We start from the raw sequence: 16,828 nt of genomic DNA on the forward strand, positions 1-16,828 counted from the left end.
TAACGGTTGACTGGCTTTATTTCAAAAAAGTCAGACGTTCACATGGTCTAACTATGCTTTGCCCCTGACTTTTTCTTACGCCTTGCACTGCACAGATTTATCTCTATTTGTTTAAAAAAAATTTTGTCAGTAACCTCAAAGAGTGGAGAAGTATCTCCACTCTTTTTTTATTCTAAATATACCCAACGGAATTTACTCTACATCTATGGACGGAACGCCGCAGGCAGAAAATAATTCATATATTGGCGTATAGAATTCAGGCAGGCGTGTTTGATCTTGTTGGTCACCGTGAGGAATGCATATGACCATTCCTTGCCGTGCTCTTGTGAGTAGTACACGGTAGGCATTGAGAAGGTACCTGCGGCGAACAGCGTCATTAATATTCTGCCATTTGGTGCCCCGGAACGTTTTAAACTCCCATTCCTCGTGAGCGATTCGCAGGCTGGGGTCCCACACAACGCACGTCCAGTCCAGCTCTAATCCCTGAATATCAAATTCTGTGGCTACATCTTCAAGAAACATGGAAGATCGCACATCGCTCGATTCGTTCAAAAACCAGTTTTTAGGGTCAATTTTCGATTTAATATGTATGCCCTCAGGTTTTAAGCGAAGTGCGCCAGAATATGCCGTTATGCCATATTGCTCGCCACCTCTTGCTTGAGTTCGCAGCCATTCTTTTGCTTGCTGTAAATTTTTCGTTAAAACTATCGGGTATGTTTTTTGGACGGTTGAGAATAATTCTGTGGCTTTTGGTTTGTCGAGGTTTAGCACACTGCCGATGAATTCTGATAACAGTTCTGACCGGAATGAACGAAGGGAGACAGCAAGGTGCAGTTCCTCTTTTACTGTAAGCTGGTTGGAGCCCAGTGAGCCGTAGATATCTTCACCGTTTGTGTATTCTTTTTCGGAAAGTGAGCCGGATGCGTAAACATCCCAATGGGAATACTTTGTACTAATAGCCGAGAACCATTCCGGCAGTCCGGCTTCACCAGTGTTAATTTCCTGCCCGCCGCCAATTAGGCAAACGATTGTCGCCCAATCTTGATGGCGATCCAAGACACTAATAAGAAATTCAGGTTCAGACATTGTAAAGTTTGCAATGCCCTTTTCCTCGCCATAAAAGAAGACGCTTGTTCAGCTGTCCATGCACGTTGCGCTTCGTCAAAAATGGTAACTTTCTCTATGGGGGCTATGTCGCTTTGCAGGTTGTCGTCTCTAAAATGGTGAATGTTTTGTATGAAAGATTTCACCTTGGAGAGAGCCTGTTTTTTCGTGATTCCAGATTTTATGGCTTTGCTTTCGTCAACTTCATTTCTGGCTAAGGCTTCTTGTAAGACTTCAACCAGCGAACCGTTGCCTGACAGAAAGACGGCATGTTCACCCTCATCAGTATTGTGGCGCTCGTTTGCCAGTGTTAATCCGGCCAGTGTTTTTCCTGCACCGGGCACACCGGTTATAAAGCAAATTGATTTACGAGAATGCTTTTTTGAGTACTCGATTATTTCAGAAACTGCGGCTGACGTTTTTTCAAGGTTAATAGCGCCTGAGTCTGATCGAGATATCTCCTTAACGCTATGCCCTTTGTACAGAGCTTGCGCTGCTTCGATAATGGTCGGTGTGGGTTTGTAGATAGAGTTACACCATGCGACCGGATCAATTTGTTCAACTTGTTTAAGTGGCTCACCATGACCAATACGTTCAAGATGAGTACGAGAATCGTTTGGGGTAGTACATCGTGTGTGGTGTTTGTCGCTAATGGTTAAGATGCAAGCAGCAATATTCGACTTGTTGGCTTTTACTGGAAAGCACACGTTATCAGCATAGTTACCGAGTGCCATTTCAACTGATGCGCTTTCAGTTGCGATAACCATAGGAACAATTGGTACATTATGACTTTTCTCATGGAAATTTTTTAGATCTAGTGCATAATCCAACGCTTGAACTAACGCATGCTGTGTATGCTTTTTTTCGCCAGCTTTAAATTCTAATACGAAAACAACTCCAGAATGTATTATGACAACATCTACGCGTTTTCCCATGCGTGGAATTGCGTACTCAAAAGCGACAAAACTGTCTGGTAGAGTAAGCAATTGGCTTTGTAAAATTTCAATCTGCGAGATCCATGCGTTTCTTTGTAAGTCTTCAAGTGAAAACGGATGGCTCCTTGTGAGTGAACCTAAAATAGAATTTGGATCAGCAGCTAAGAATTCGCTTTGTGTAGCAGAGTAGTAAGCGCGTTGCATTATCAATATCCGATGGCTGTCATGTGAGGTGAATGGTGCTTTTCTGTATGTTCGCAGCAAGTTAAGATTTTTTATCAGCGGAGCCCGCGGGCAACAAGTAATTGTTTCAAAGATTACTTTGATACTCATCATAAGTCGTAGGTGAAATGTATTAATGCTCTGATTGATTTGTGATGTCTGTACGCTAGGTTGCATGAATAATGTCACTGGTGATGATGTTTGCCAGTTGAAGTCATGTTCACAGTGTAACGTACGGATTGAGTTATGAAAAAAGTTTTAGTTGTTCACGGTAGTCCACGGAAGCAGGGAAACAGTCATGCGGTTGTTGATGCTCTTTGTGAGGGTTTCAATGAGAATGTAGATATTACAACCTATGAATTATCGCGTCTTGATACAAAAGGGTGTCTTGCCTGCTTTGCGTGTAAAGGAAAGGCGGAGCGCTGCGTTGTAAATGATGGGCTCAGTGAGGTTTTGGACGCAGTGCACGAGATTGACGTACTGGTGCTCGCTGCTCCTGTGTATTTTGGGGATGTTTGCTCTCAGATGAAAACATTTATTGACCGCCTGTATCATTTGTTTTTGCCAAATTTTCATGACGCTACGCCTAATGATGACAGTACTGGCAATATTCGCGTGAGCCGTCTGCGTGAGGGGGTTAAGCTCGTTTTCATAACAACACAGGGAAGTGTTGATCCCGCATTGTTTGGCGATATTAATCCACGATACGAACGGTTCTTCAGATGGCTTGGCTTTGATGAAGTGTACAATATTAGAGGAGTGGGTGAGCCAGCTCGCCATGCTGGGCATCAAATGGATAAAGCCTTTGCGCAAGCTAGAGCGTTGGCTTCCGATGCTGTTGCTTAGTTGAGCCTGTTTGAAACAAATTTTCGATTGTTAAACATATGGCTTCCTTTATTGAAGGTAGTTGTTGGGGAAGAGCGGTGCAGGGGTGTGCCGCTCTTTTTTGTTGGCGTATCCATACTGACTACAGAGAGTGGTGTTTCAAGGGGTTGAATTGAGAAAATCTTTAGTTATTTTTTGATTATATTAATAAAATTACGAAAAAGTATTTTTTAAAAACTCTTAGGTGAATGCGGAGTTTGTCAGCTTGTCTCATGTAAGTGCCTGCTTTCTTATGTGTTTGTCCTTATAAAAGTTAACAATTGCTATAAATTAATTAAGCAGATTGCCGATCAGCAGGTAGGACAGAAAGTGATACATGCGAGGTTCATTATGATTACCGCAACATTGAATGCAGAAAATGTGCTGGCGAAACCTTTGGCGCAAGTAAACGCGCAATTGGCTTCTAAGCAGGATGAACGACTGGCAATGCCGCTTGCGCAACACAATGAGATGGTTCAGCCGAATGTGGTTGATTCTGTCGAGTTGTCTGATGAATATCAGGCGTTGATGGCGGGAGAAGTTGCCGGCGTGCAGTTTGATGCAAACGCACATGCGGGGATTATGAGTACTGCCGGAGCAGCACCCACCTCTGTTGAAGTAAGTGACGGGTATACAGAAGCACGCATGAACGCCATGCCGGAGTCTCCCACTGTGGAGGATGTGAAGAAAGTAATAATGCGCAACATGTCCCGCGCAGCCGATGAGGCCTTCTTCCGTGGCGATCAGCATACAGGTGCAGTAAACCATGCCGCTATTGCAGCACAGATGGGTGTTTCAGTTCCGCAAGCAGCGCTTGATGTACAAACGGTTCAGAGTGTTCAGTCTGTATCGACTGCACAGCCTGTTCCTCGTACTTCCGGAGCTGTGGGATACAAACCCATGAGTTCCCGCGCGGTTTCTTCAACTGCGCAATCGAGCATCCGTGTAACAGCGTAGAATGTATGACGGTGGTTTGTTGGTTTCAATCTTTACGCATATGAATGTTTGAGTATGACGAATGTTCAATATGTAACGGACAAGTTTCATGACAGGGATAGTATCCTATAAATCTTAGCATGATGCATCTGCTAGCCTGAGTTATGATACTTATGTCTAGGGATGGAAACCTGTTGGGAACAAATGCATCTCGCTATTTTCTCAATGAAGCTACCTGCTATGTGTTCCGCGCGTCCTTTTTAAAAAAGCTCCGCTATTGCTGTTTGTTGTCGTAAACAGTGCTAGCGGGGCTTTTTGTTTATTTATCGGATGGTTATAATTTGGGAGAATGAGCTGTTTGTGATTTTTCCGTAGAAGAAATGCAAATTTCCATGTGTGCTTATATATATAAACAACAGGCGAAAACATCATTTCCGACACCAATTAGGCACCAAGCTTAAGATACCTCGAATCGGTTATGGGTGTGCATCAACCCATACTCTTCGGCTCTAAGTGTCAGGGGTTTTGTGTTCAGAGCCTCATAGCCGGTTACGATTTTAACACGGTGTGGATTCTCTTTAAATGTAACGGGCTCAGCATAGTCATCGAGTGCCATTCTTCTTGGATTCGAGAGGGAGCATGACGTTTAAGTTTGTAAGGAGTCCTTGTATGCCGTTAGTGTTTGTTATGATGTTGTAGACACTAGACTTGCTAAGAAGGACTTAACAACCCGTGTTGTTGAATGAGATAATTTCGCGAATGTTCTGGTTCATTTTATTAAGTAGAACTGATTAAGCTGAGCTCGCTATTGCAGAATATTTAGATACTGATTCATAGTTAGCAGTTAGCAGGCGGCAGGCAGCTTGTATCCACGCAGGTACACGTAGCTTTGTGACAGATCTGTTGAGGGTGTGGTTGGCGTATCCAACAATGAAGTTTGAGATAGCGGAGGTTAAGACATCTGAGCTAATCTCTTTTTATGAATATTCTGATTCATCGCCAGCTCAGCCTTTGCTCGGGTTGAACGTGCTTTTTGATGAACTTATTTAGAAACGTAAGAGTGTCTTCTAAAATGTAATGGCTCAAGCATACGGATAAAAGAAAGCGCGGCAAAAGAGGCTGCCTATGGTGTTTATGTATCGCCAAAAGACACCACAAGCGAAATTCTGTCGAAATTCTGTAGCTCAGGCCGTTATCCCTATATACATAGACAGGCGTAACGAACGCGAGGTTTTCCATGTTTTGATACAAAAGGATCTGTCTATTCTTACATTTGTTCTCGTAGACAACCTTTCACAACCCGTTTTTAGACTCTGGCGTGTTGATTTGGTTAAGCCTGTACTCCTTAAACACTTCCAAATCTGTTCCAAATCCGTTTCGCATTCGCATCTGTAGCATGGAACATGGCAATCGGAGGTCTACGCACAAGCTTAGGGTTCTTTTAAGCAGTATGCCGGGAAGAAGGGACTTTATGTATTCTTTGGTAAAAGAGTTGTACTTCCTAATACGAATGCCACCTTCACCTATAGCGTTATGAAACCCTTTTTCAGAACTAAGAATCAGCCGTTTAAAAAGCTCTTATTGATTTAACGTTGTCAGCGTTGCACGTACATTTGGATCGAGAGTCCTGAAGTTCGCAAAAATACCCTGCGCTGCTTTCCATGTGGTGTCTGTAATCTTCAAATACGCGTCTGCGATAATGTGTTTCCGTTTCTTTGCATCAAAAGCGTAATGGTTGATGGCAATGCATTTATAGACAGTATGGTAGTAGACGATGCCGTTCAGATTTTGGAAAAGGATATGCTCTGGCGGAATCCGCTTCATCATTAACGTGTTGTAGTCGAACGCTGAACTGTCCGTTGAGAAAGCGTGAATGCCTGCAACTGATGTATTATGGGTAACAAGCGTATACCATTCATCATCGTACGTTTGCACGTAACCCTTTTCCAAAGCACTCGGGAGCGTAGAAATGCTATTAATTAACGTGGAGCCCATAGGAGCGTATAACGCGATAGAGCCTCGTTTAACTGTCACAGAATTCGTGTCTGGATAGATGATTGGCAACACCTTTTTCTTTAACGACGCAAAATAGGCAAGGTCATCAGTGCGCTCTTTTTTTTTGCGCATTTTTTAAATCCAATAGACGCGGATCGCTTTCTTCAACCTTAATGCATGTGACGTTCTTTTTACTGCCTAATTCGTATGCCTTAATCCATAGAGTGTAATTGATGGAAAACGAGGTTTCGCTTTCACGTTTAAAGTTCACATTTGCATTAGGGAATACAAGGCTTGTGTTACCGTCGGCATCGGATTGCAACGAGCTTATGTTTTCCACCTTTCTACGGAAACGGTGCAACTGGTTATTCTCGTTGTTAAAATAGAAGTAATCGTTTTTTTGCGTTGCAGAATCTTTTTCGCCGAACGCTTGGCAGGCCGCGAATTGATCTTCAAGCATTTGATCAAACAAATTCTCCACCAGAGGAAGGTGCTCATTCAGGGGAAGTTGTTCATTCTCTAAAAAGAGTAGGCTTTCAATTTTTTGGAGGAGTTTTTTTGTCCCGCTTTTTTCATGAGGAATGCCTCGCAGGTTCGTAAATTGACCTGTGTCGATGTCGGAAATGATGTAGAAACCACGTTGCGGCGGGAGATAGTTCTTTTCGTAAAAATCGTAGAAAAATATACAACCTATGATGAAAAGAGCCGCGCAGTAGATGCGGTCATTAGTTTTGTATCAGACATGAAGTGGTACCTTAGAACATGGGGAATAGGAATTGGGGAGAAGTGGGCAACTATGTAGCTCGTAAGGGTAGTTTTTGGAAGAAAATACCTTTCCGAATAATTATGCAACTTCGAGAAGAAACAGGTGATGTGATGCTAATAACATGTGCCGTGCGTTGCGGTGGAGTGTGCCCTTCTGAGTGGTGTGTGGTGAGGAAAATTTTAACGAAAAGACAAAATTCAACGGCTCATGATTAAATAAAAAAGCGGAAAAATGGTGCAATCGCAAGAAATAAGTAATTTTTTGATAATAAGCATTATGCCATGCGTTGCGGCGGGTGGTGGTGTTTTGAATAGTAATGGCTGAGTAGCTTCTATCGAAAAGGCAAACGGCAAGGGATTGAACAAAAAAAGCGGACATGATGTCCACTGGATGAGAAAACGATTGGCAGTAATGTTCAAAAGTATCTGATGAGGCGATGCGGGCTTCACACCGCCTCATACAGGCACTCTGTTTAGTACAGAGTGTGTGGGCTATGGACTATTTCTAAAGGAATCCGAGATGAAAAGCGCTCTGAGCAGAAGCTTTTTGCACGGACTTATTTAAAAACAACCCTTAGCCTAACTTTCTAAAATTTCTTTTTTGAGATTATCAGGAAGTTCAGAATGCATACGTACTGCAAAGCTGCTGCCTTCCCCTTGTTCGGAGGCTACAGAGATAGTGCCACCGTGTTGTTGTACTGTCTGGTTCGCCACAAACAATCCGATGCCGGTTCCCGCAGAGCCTTTGGAAGAGAAGAAGAGCGTAAACAGCTTTTCCCGTGTTTCCTGTGACATCCCTGTGCCGTTGTCGGTAATGGTAAAATCGATCGTCTTACCATCTGTGCACACTGAAAATTCTACACAGTATTCGGCTGTCGAACGTGCTGCGTCGCAAGAATCAACAGCATTTTCTAAAATATTTACAAGAGCTGAAGATAATCCGCCATAATCTGCCTCAATGGTGCCGTCTTCCGGCACGATACAGTTGAAGGTAACACCCTTAGCCTCGGCTTTAGGACGGATGATGCTTTCAATTTCCCGTACAAAGTTCGGCAGAATAATTACTTCCCAGTTTAGCGAACGCTCTTTTGCGTAGTGCAGAATATCCAGCACCATTTTACGCAAACGGTCGATGAGGTGCGAAAGGTCGTTGTAACTATCTTCAATGCGTTCCGGCTTATCCAAATTGATGCCGGTACCAAGACGGTAGATGCCACCATCCAGTGCTGTAAGCAGCCCTTTAATACCATGTGCGGTGGAACCCAACAGCAGGCCAAGCGTTGAAAGCCTATCCTGCAAAGCACGAAGTTGCGTGATATCTGTAGACATCTCCATAACTTCAGCAATATTTCCTTCCACATCACAAATCGGAGCTGTCCAGATAAGTACGTTACGTTGTTCGCCAGTTTTAGTGGTGATTACTGTTTCGTACTGATGAGTTTTGCCATCTTCAAATGTCTTCATAACCGGACATTTGTTGCATGGCGTGTCCCTGTGGGCATAGAGTTTGTGACAGCTCTTGCCGAGAGAACTGCCAAAATCTTCGCGGAATCGTCTGTTGTTCGCGATAATCTTGAGGTTCTTGTCCTGTACGCTAATATAGCAGGGGGATTCTTCAAAAAGCTGTTGGTAACGATGACGCGTAATACGCAGTTCTTCCTGCATACTTTGTACTTCTGTCACGTCTGCTGCCAATTCAAGCACCAGTTCAATCGTGCCGTCATTGTCCAAAATAGGCACGGCGTTAACCTGTACCGGCAGCTTCTTCCCATTTTTATCTGTAATAATTTCTTGCGAAGATTGAGCGTCACCAGAAAGAAGAACGCGTTCAACAGGCGAGCTGTCAGGGCGGCTTACATCGTTTTCTTTGTATGCCCACCAGCTAGGTTTGCCTGTGGAAGGGCCAATGCGTTCGTTGAATAGCGGGTTTGTGGAAACGATTTCGCTGTCGGCGTTGTGTACGGAGACAAAACACGGCAGCTGGTTGAACATAGAAGCGCCACCATCGATAAGATTAACGATAGTGCGTAGTCCATCCGCAAAACCTTCTGCAATTTGCAGCGCGGCAAGCTGTCGTTCCTGTTCCACGAGTTGTGTTGCCTGTTCGTCAACAAGGCGTTCAAGATCGCATGTGTACTGGTTGAGCTGACGACGCATCTCAATGCGTTCGTGCGCACGTTTAAGTGCAATCTCCAATGCGTCTTCGTTGATAGGCTTAGTGATGAAGTCAGTAGCATTATTTTTGATGCTCTGAATGGCTAGGTCCATGTCGCCGTGGCCGGTGATCATGATGACTTCGGTATCCGGAGCTTGAAATTTGAATCGCTCAAGTAAATCAAGGCCGGTTATTCCGGGCATTTTAATGTCCGTGAGCACAATCTGTGGCTCATACTTATTGAATAACTCGATGCCTTCTTCGCCGCTGGCGGCTGTGTGTACAATGTATCCTAGATCCCGGAGCGACAGACCTAAGATCTTTCGAATGCCTTCCTCATCATCCACGAGCAGGATCGTGTGCAACATTATTCCTCCAGCGGGTTAGCGAGGATTTGTTTGGTGTTCGGCGTTTCGTTGTTTTTCAAATGCCTCCGGTAGCTGGAGAAAACCTTTTTGTAAAAAGGTTATTCCCCAGACTCCGTTCCAAAAACTTTTATCAGGGCTGATTGAAGTTTTGAGTACACCTAAGTCTAGCAGACTAAGTGTTCCCTCCACAAAAAAGTCAGCCTTAATCGCGGTCAATGCGGGTACAGAACAGCGCCCTTGTCCCTCGGAGAGCCGCCGGAGGCAATTATCTTCAATAACTTAATCTTTGTCAGCCAGCGCACTTTTGATAATTTCAAGCAGTGCCTTAGGATCGAAAGGTTTTTTCAGCGACGCGACAGCGTTTTTGATAGCGAGATGGATACCTGGCAGACCGCTGATTACGATAACCGGAGTATTTTCGAAGCCTGGTTCTTTTGCCATTTTGCGGTAAAAGCGTGGGCCCCATTCTTCCGGCATTTCCAGATCAAGAGTTACGAGATCTGGTTTTTCGCGCTTCAGCACTTCGATACCTTCGGCACCATTAGAAGCTGAGCATGTTGCGTAGCCATTATCGGTTAAAATATCGATAAGGTATTTAACAATATATGGATCGTCATCAATGACAAGGACTTTATGTGGCATTGTAGACACTCCTTGGTAGTAGCAGGTTATTCGGAAACACTTTGGTTCAGCAGACCACGTACGATAGCGAGAAGCTTATCAGGGCTCGGGGGCTTTTCCACATAGGCTTCGGGCGGTGCGAGTTCCGTTTCCGATATACCTATCATGTTAAGAGCGTGGGCAAAACCCTCTGGAGCTACCGCAGAAAGCATCACTACCGGCACATTTGCCAGTTCCGGCGTTGTTCTAATTTTTCGGTACATATTGATTCCGCCCCATTCGGGCATCATCACATCAAGTACGATTAAAGATGGCTTGTTAGCGCGCGCTTTATCGTAACCTTCACTGCCGTTACGGGCACTTTCTACCCGCATGCCACTTGTTTCGAACAGCGTCTTTAAGAACAGCCTGAAACTGAGTTCGTCATCTACTACAAGTACGCGCGGTGTATTCATGTTTCACCTCTAACCAGCTTGTGTCACTATGCACGCGACACGCTGGCGACAGGGCAGGCGGAACGGACAACAACCTGTTCAATGGTGCTGCCAAGTTCTGCGTCTTCTGCTGGAACTTCAGCAGTATGGTGTGCCATGATGATAAGGTCGGCTTGTTTTTCCCGTGCGAATTTAAGAATTTCAACGTACGGGGTGCCTTCCCAAATTTCTACATCATAGTTGTCATAGTCTTTCAGTTTGGAAACATAGCGTTCGTCAATTTTCTTCTGTGCAGATTCGAGCTGACGTTCAATGTCACTTTGAGACGGGAACAGACCCATTTTAGAGCTGGTCATATCGAATGCGTGGAAGATGTTGAGCTTTGCGCCTATTTCCTCAGCGGTTGTGCGTGCAAACTCAAATGCATTATCTGCTGCAGGAGAAAAGTCCGTACAGTATACGATATTGGAGAAGAGTTTCCAGCAAGTTGTGCATGGTCTGTTTACGATGAGCACAGGGCACTTGGCGAGACGCGCTACTTTTTCCATAGTACGGCCTACAATAGAGCGGGAACGGGCAGATTCTGGATCATCGTCACGGGTGTTTGCGCCCATAACAATAAGATCAACCCCTTCCTTGCGTGCAAAGCGAAGGATTTCTGTAGCAGGAACGCCAACGGCAAGTTCCAGTGCTGTTTTTTCGTAATCAGCCAATTGAGCCGCATATGTTGTAGTTAATTCTTCCATTACCCAGTCACGGTAATCGGCATCAACTGTTTCCTCTTCGCCGGAGCGAAGGTCGGTTACAGTAGTGCTGAAACCTCGGGATGGAACGCCGAGAACATGCAGGGTATACAGTTTAGCATCGTTTTTTTGTGCAAGATCAAAAGAAACCTTGGCTGCGTTATCGCAAGCGGGAGAAGCTGATGTAGCGAACAGAATTTTCTTAAACATATGCTACCTCCTGAGGCTGCATGTAGGGGAACCACCCTGGAAACTAAGCTCCCAGGCAATTCCTTCGATTACTTCAAAGAGAGAGAACGTAGTGTTACAGTAAAGCTCACTTGTTCTGTCCCCGAATAGTACATGTCGCATTTGGCCAAGTGAAAATGGCATGTCCAACAGACTTTCGAGACGGAAAAACCGCAACTCATGCCTGCCAGTATTGTTTATGCCGCGAACCAGAGTATGGATGTTCATTTCCGGCGTACCGGGAGCACCTGTCATCTCCAGTTGTCTATAGAGCTCCAAATGCGTGAATTCCTCTGTCGTGCATCCTGAATCTTTGCAGGCAGCCGCATCGCTGCAGGCTCCCTGCAAAAAAAGATTCAGGCGAAGTACATCTGGATACGCAGAAAACAAGGAGAAGAACGAGCGCAGTGTCACTCCATCCTCAAGCACAACCTTATTACTAAGGCAGCTGATAACATCCGTAATGGCTGCATTGTTCAGCCGGAGTGTTCCATCATGTGCCAAGGTGAGTTCTTCCATGCTGCTTCTCCTGTTTACATGCTATTTTAGAGGCTGATGGCAGGCTTTACACTGCACAGGGCCTTTGTTCTGTTGTTCGTGACAAGTGATGCACTGTAAGTGGAAGGCTCTGCGTAATGGTGTGATTCCTTTTTGCTTTTTCACGGTGTGGCAGTCTGCACAAGGAAGTTCTTCATCATATTCAAGAACTTTCTTGCCGTCTTCACTACCGTGGTGACATGCAGAGCAGTCATCATCCAAGCCAGCTTTCTCGTTATGTGCATCGTGGTCAAATGCTGCAGGTGCATATTTGAACGGCGCAAGCTGCGGTACGTCCATTTCACCTTCCGGCATGCCTTCAGCAAATGCGGATGCTACCGGAACGGTCAGCATGAGGGCAAAGACCATCAGTATCGAAGTGAATACTTTGTTCATGGTGCTCTCCATTTATTCCGGTTTTTCCATTAACTCATAAATGAGGTCGCCGAGGAACTTCAGTTGAATTCCTAGGTCGTAATGGTGGATAACATCTTCAAGGCCGCCGTGGCAGTTATGACACGGTGCGATGCAGATTTTAGCGCCGGTTGCTTTAAGCTGGTTAGCTTTAGCAAGGTTGCCTTCTACACGAACCTTTTTGAATGGAGGGCCACAGTTAATAACACCACCGCCTGCTGAACAACAGTAGTTGTGCTCACGGTTTGGATACATTTCTACGATGTTGTCACACAGCTGGTGAGCAACATAACGCAGTTTATCCATAAGGCCGTAGCCGCGGATGATGTTACAAGGGTCATGGATGGTAACTGGTTCCTGAATTTTGTGGGTAAGCTTGATGCGACCCTGCTCAAAAAGTTCTGCAAAGAACTCAATTGAGTGTACTACAGGCACCGGATAGTCTTTCCAACCAAGCCAGCGGTTACCGTTATCGTAAATAGAACGGAATGCGTGACCACATTCGCCCATAACAATACGGCTTACTTTAAGCTTCTGCGCCAGTTCAAAGTGCTGACGTTTCAAGCGACCCATCATTTCAAAGTCGCCTGAGTACATGCACATGTCACTGTTATCCCAGCCCGGCATGGACGGCATTGTCCAGTCACAGCCAGCCTCGTTCATGATAGCAGCAGCCTGATAGATGAGTTGGGTACGGAATTTTGGTTCCGGTGCGATAACGGAGTAGTAGAAGTCAGCGCCTTCTTTATCCATTGGAATACGAATATTCGGGAATTCTTCCCGTGCTTCATCTTCCTGCCAGAAAAGGCTGTCTACCCACTCGTCATCTTTTACCCACATCTGGTTCATGGTCGCAGAGTGAGAGTTTGCGGTATCCTGAAGGTACTGTGGTGTTACGCCAAGCTGGTGGCAGAACCGACGGATGGTGGTCATAATGTAGGCCACGTCAATACCGATCGGACAATAGTGCACACAGCGGCGGCACAAGTTACATTCAGTGTATGCAATCTGTGCCATGCCGTAGATATCTTCAGGAGTTACTTTGCCGTCTGCGGCAAGTAACTTTGTCATGGTTGCAGAAACCTTACCTACAGGAGAGTAGGAAGGATCGTTGTCATGAGATACGAAGAAGTGGCAAGCCTCTGCACACATGCCGCAACGCATGCAGCTTTCGGAGAAGGCTTTTAACTTGGCACCGGTTTCATTATCAATGAGAGCTTTGAATGTCTGCTGGATCTTCTCAGTAGTAAGATTACTTACACCGAAGGAAAGACCTGCATCCTCAATTTTTCTGTCTTGAATACTCATTTATTTCCTCCCGCCCGTTACCAGTCTTTACAATGGCGGACACCGCCGAATTCAGATCCGATGTAGGCTCTGGTGAACAGGGCGAACAGGATGTGAGCAAGACGGGTAAACGGAATGGCAACGATAAGAGCTTCTGCTGTGAGTACGTGCAGCAGTGGCATAATTTCTCCGCCTACGCTCCATGAACCGAGTATTGCTGTAACAAAAGGAGCCGCAACAAGACCAAGGCTAATCCAGTCGTTAGTGCGGGTAACAAAGCGGACAGTCGCGTTAGTAAGGCGGCGGTACACAAAGTAACAGCAACAGGCGATAACAATAAGTGTAAGCACATCAGCAGCTTTAGTTGGTAGAGTCGGGTAGGTGATACCGAACGCATTTTCCAAAAGAATCTGATGAGGAGTTACAAAAATAACCAAAACAACAAAGCAAATATGAAACACAAAAGTAACTGCAGTAAGAACTGGATTTGCTTTCCAACCAAGTGATTTGTAAGGAATAAGCCAGTTGAAAATTGAGCGGAAACTAAATTTCCAGCTCATGTAAGCTACAGATGACGCATCTTTTTGTTTAGCAAGGGAGTACATGGACCACAGGCGCCACACTGCGGTTACAGCCAAAATGATGAAGGCTGCCCATGCTAACGGTCCTACAGCGAAATTGTAGAGACTGTTCATAGCGAAATCTCCGGTCGGTTATTTAGGCACATTAGCGACAATACGCAGAGCTTTTCCATCGTGCAGACCACGAACGAGAACTTTGCTGCCATCTGCATTAAAGATAGGGTCAAAGCACATATCAAACTCGCCGCCAACAGCTTTGCCGTTAACGAGTACAGTGTATCGTCCGTCTTTACGTACTTTAGCAGCAACCGCATCGCTGTTCGGACAGAACACAGGTTTCCACGCCATATCGTATGATCCATCCCAAACGGAACCGTTTACACAAACACGCCAATTTTTATTCAAGGTGTTTGCCAAAGCAGCAGCTTTTTTTCCGTCAGGAGAAACAGCAAGATCTGTCACAACAGGAGAACGCATAGCCCAAGGCTTGTCGTTTACTGCAACAGAAAATTTGCCGAACTCAGGAGCAACAATCGCGTAGAGGTTTTCGCCGTCTGCGCTGTACTGTTGATGCCAACAGTTAGCGTAAGTGGCTTGCCATATGAGTTGTCCGTCCTTAGCCATACCCCATTTTCCACCCTGACGAACAGGTGCAACAACGTGCTTGCCGTTAGGTGTAAAACATGGGTTCCACACACCCTGATAGGTATTATCCCAAAGGGTATTGTCTACAATAATACTGTAATCGTAGAGGTTGAGTCGCACCTGAGCAGCAACGCGGTATGCGTTGTTATCGAATACAGGTGTCCATAAATTCATGAGATTGTTATCCCATGCAACGCCGTCCACTGCGATGGAGAAAATACCACTGCGGAATGTTGCAAGGTCAGCCTGAGCCATAGACTTAACCTGAACGACTGCCGCTGATTTTGTACCATCAGAGCTCAACGTAAAGTTGTTAGCGTTTTCAAAAAGGTTTTCCCAGATTGCTCCGTCCACAGACATGCCATACCTCATGTCTTGTTGAACAGCTGTGGCAACTTTGTTGCCGTCAGCACTGAACAATGGGGACCAGACAAAGCCGTAGGTTTCATCCCAAGCTTTGCCGCCTACCATCATGGTCCACTCTTCGTCCTGCATTGCGTAGCAGCAGAGTTCGCCATTGGCAGAGTGCTTAAGTTCCCACAATTTTTCGAATGTGTTTTCTGAAACACTATCATTCGTCCGTATTGAGAACTCAGCATCATCTACACAGACAACGGCAGAAGCCTTTTCTCCGTCAGGAGAAATAAAAATCTCTTCTTGCCACTTGTGGTTACTGTCGGGTGTCATGTCCGCAATAGTGCGCTGACCGACCTCCCAATTCCACATTTCAGTTTTATACATGCTGGCCTCCTTGGCCATCCAAGGGTTAACAGACGTTCCTTTTGTCAATACACATGGCAAAAGGGAGAAATATAGTTGCAAACCATATTTCCCTATTTCGTTAATAATGTAGCACAGAGAAATGGAAAAACGGTCAATAAAAATGAAATTAATACGTAACAAGCGCGGTGGGAAATACCCTTAGTCACATTAATCTTTTATAATGTTCCTAAAAACAGCATGTTACAAACTGTATTATTGTGATTATAACTCTACTGTTTTGGTATGTAACTCTCGCTGCAGTTCGATCTACGTTCTTTTTTGGCACTAAACGCATAAAGTAGAGTGCTGCGGTATTAAATCGATGCATAAAAGTATTTTGAATACCAAAGTACAGTCTATAAGAACTACGTATTATCATGCAGTATTCATTAGAGAAATAAAAATATGAAAAAATATAAACTCTACACAGCAGGTATAGAATAACACGAGATAACACGACTATTCGCGGTAATTGCTTACAGTTTACTGAAATGCCAAATACATAAAGGTAAGGGTAAAAAAGCAGTAGCGAGGCTGTTTTTAATATCTACTGTTGCAGTATGGAATTAAAGTTAGATAAATTAATCTGTTAGCGAGTACTTACAAGTGGGGTTTTTAAATGGTGAAAACGAAACAAAAAAAGACTCAGAATCACATATAATGATGTGATTCTGAGTCTTGTAAAACTGGTGTGTATTTTACTGGGTGGAGGGAATGAGCAAACAGTGGCCATCACTCCATGCCATGCATCGCTCTGCCATGCATTTTCCGTGATCTGAAGTGTCGTCTTTGAAACGGAAGGCAAAGTCTGCATTACCTAGTTGAAACGGACAGATGAGTTTTTTGGCTTCATCGGGTGAACGCTTTGGTTGTTGCATAAAAATCTCCAATTGTTGCTTATGCCACAACTCAAACTTGATTTTTATTATAAACTTGTGAGATATAGTTATATAGCTTGAAAGTCTTTTTATTTTCTTGACGCATTATGCGTAACTATTTGGAGTATAACTATGGGGGGGAAAGATGAGAGGACAAAAGAAAAGCGGTTAGCTTTTTCAAACTAACCGCAAACGTGTTTCGTGGTGGTGGGGGGAGGATTTGAACCTCCGAAGGCGTACGCCGACAGATTTACAGTCTGTTCCCTTTGGCCACTCGGGAACCCCACCATGTATGGTCTTGCCTAGGAATTTGCTGTTCCTTGGCAACGGAAAGGGGTTCTACGCATGGCCACT

General features: G+C 44.8%; 17 protein-coding genes and 1 tRNA gene. 2 read left to right on the forward strand and 16 right to left on the reverse strand.

Annotation, left to right across the window (positions count from 1 at the left end; genetic code table 11):
• Positions 1-192: 192 nt before the first annotated feature.
• Both MKHDV_RS18685 and MKHDV_RS18690 read right to left on the reverse strand, forming a co-directional pair.
• Positions 193-1,086 carry a DNA/RNA helicase domain-containing protein gene (locus tag MKHDV_RS18685; RefSeq protein WP_216846876.1) on the reverse strand — a complete coding sequence of 298 codons (894 nt, stop codon included), beginning with the start codon at positions 1,084-1,086 and terminating at the stop codon, positions 193-195.
• The gene (locus MKHDV_RS18690; RefSeq protein ID WP_216846877.1) at positions 1,017-2,243 is read right to left on the reverse strand and encodes a DNA/RNA helicase domain-containing protein; all 1,227 of its coding nucleotides are present in this window, start codon (positions 2,241-2,243) and stop codon (positions 1,017-1,019) included. Before MKHDV_RS18690 ends, MKHDV_RS18685 begins: the two co-directional genes overlap by 70 nt.
• 264 nt (positions 2,244-2,507) lie before the next feature.
• Between MKHDV_RS18690 and MKHDV_RS06810 the strand changes: the two genes are divergently transcribed.
• The gene (locus MKHDV_RS06810) at positions 2,508-3,107 is read left to right on the forward strand and encodes a flavodoxin family protein (protein WP_160713586.1); all 600 of its coding nucleotides are present in this window, start codon (positions 2,508-2,510) and stop codon (positions 3,105-3,107) included.
• 369 nt (positions 3,108-3,476) lie between these two features.
• Positions 3,477-4,082, forward strand: coding sequence for a hypothetical protein (locus MKHDV_RS06815; protein WP_160713588.1), 606 nt, complete (start codon positions 3,477-3,479; stop codon positions 4,080-4,082).
• Positions 4,083-5,639: 1,557 nt separating this feature from the next.
• On the opposite strand, the gene MKHDV_RS06820 is transcribed toward MKHDV_RS06815, so the two are convergent.
• The 14 genes from MKHDV_RS06820 to MKHDV_RS06885 all read right to left on the reverse strand — a co-directional run bounded on the left by MKHDV_RS06820 (position 5,640) and on the right by MKHDV_RS06885 (position 16,762).
• Positions 5,640-6,188, reverse strand: a complete 549-nt coding sequence (locus tag MKHDV_RS06820) for a hypothetical protein (protein WP_160713590.1) — start codon at positions 6,186-6,188, stop codon at positions 5,640-5,642.
• Positions 6,163-6,528, reverse strand: a complete 366-nt coding sequence (locus MKHDV_RS06825) for a hypothetical protein (protein ID WP_160713592.1) — start codon at positions 6,526-6,528, stop codon at positions 6,163-6,165. The genes MKHDV_RS06820 and MKHDV_RS06825 overlap by 26 nt, the downstream gene beginning before the upstream one ends.
• Before the next feature lie 372 nt (positions 6,529-6,900).
• The gene (locus tag MKHDV_RS06830) at positions 6,901-7,281 is read right to left on the reverse strand and encodes a hypothetical protein (protein ID WP_160713594.1); all 381 of its coding nucleotides are present in this window, start codon (positions 7,279-7,281) and stop codon (positions 6,901-6,903) included.
• 119 nt (positions 7,282-7,400) lie between these two features.
• Positions 7,401-9,344 (reverse strand): response regulator, encoded by a 1,944-nt coding sequence (locus MKHDV_RS06835; protein WP_160713596.1) that lies wholly within the window; start codon positions 9,342-9,344, stop codon positions 7,401-7,403.
• 279 nt (positions 9,345-9,623) lie between these two features.
• Complete coding sequence (divK, locus tag MKHDV_RS06840; RefSeq protein WP_160713598.1) at positions 9,624-9,986, reverse strand: DVU0259 family response regulator domain-containing protein; 363 nt, start codon at positions 9,984-9,986, stop codon at positions 9,624-9,626.
• Positions 9,987-10,012: 26 nt separating this feature from the next.
• Complete coding sequence (locus tag MKHDV_RS06845) at positions 10,013-10,420, reverse strand: response regulator (protein ID WP_160713600.1); 408 nt, start codon at positions 10,418-10,420, stop codon at positions 10,013-10,015.
• 26 nt (positions 10,421-10,446) lie between these two features.
• On the reverse strand, positions 10,447-11,352 hold the full coding sequence (locus MKHDV_RS06850; protein WP_160713602.1) for a universal stress protein: 906 nt from the start codon (positions 11,350-11,352) through the stop codon (positions 10,447-10,449).
• 3 nt (positions 11,353-11,355) lie between these two features.
• Entirely contained in the window at positions 11,356-11,889 is a 534-nt protein-coding gene (locus MKHDV_RS06855) for a hypothetical protein (protein WP_160713604.1), read from the reverse strand.
• A 21-nt stretch (positions 11,890-11,910) separates the two neighbouring features.
• The gene (gene tmcA, locus MKHDV_RS06860) at positions 11,911-12,303 is read right to left on the reverse strand and encodes an acidic tetraheme cytochrome c3 TmcA (RefSeq protein ID WP_254060425.1); all 393 of its coding nucleotides are present in this window, start codon (positions 12,301-12,303) and stop codon (positions 11,911-11,913) included.
• A 12-nt stretch (positions 12,304-12,315) separates the two neighbouring features.
• Positions 12,316-13,629: an electron transfer complex ferredoxin TmcB gene (gene tmcB, locus MKHDV_RS06865; protein ID WP_160713606.1), complete on the reverse strand. Its 1,314-nt coding sequence runs from the start codon at positions 13,627-13,629 to the stop codon at positions 12,316-12,318.
• Positions 13,630-13,646: 17 nt separating this feature from the next.
• Positions 13,647-14,303, reverse strand: a complete 657-nt coding sequence (gene tmcC / locus MKHDV_RS06870; protein ID WP_160713608.1) for a TmcC family electron transfer complex membrane anchor subunit — start codon at positions 14,301-14,303, stop codon at positions 13,647-13,649.
• An 18-nt stretch (positions 14,304-14,321) separates the two neighbouring features.
• A complete protein-coding gene (tmcD, locus tag MKHDV_RS06875; RefSeq protein WP_254060426.1) occupies positions 14,322-15,575 on the reverse strand; it encodes an electron transfer complex subunit TmcD in 1,254 nt (417 codons plus the stop codon).
• A 719-nt stretch (positions 15,576-16,294) separates the two neighbouring features.
• Positions 16,295-16,474, reverse strand: coding sequence for a hypothetical protein (locus MKHDV_RS06880; RefSeq protein WP_160713612.1), 180 nt, complete (start codon positions 16,472-16,474; stop codon positions 16,295-16,297).
• 202 nt (positions 16,475-16,676) lie between these two features.
• Positions 16,677-16,762, reverse strand: a tRNA-Tyr gene (locus tag MKHDV_RS06885).
• Positions 16,763-16,828 lie beyond the last annotated feature (66 nt).

This window comes from Halodesulfovibrio sp. MK-HDV (assembly GCF_009914765.1).
Lineage (GTDB): Bacteria > Desulfobacterota > Desulfovibrionia > Desulfovibrionales > Desulfovibrionaceae > Halodesulfovibrio.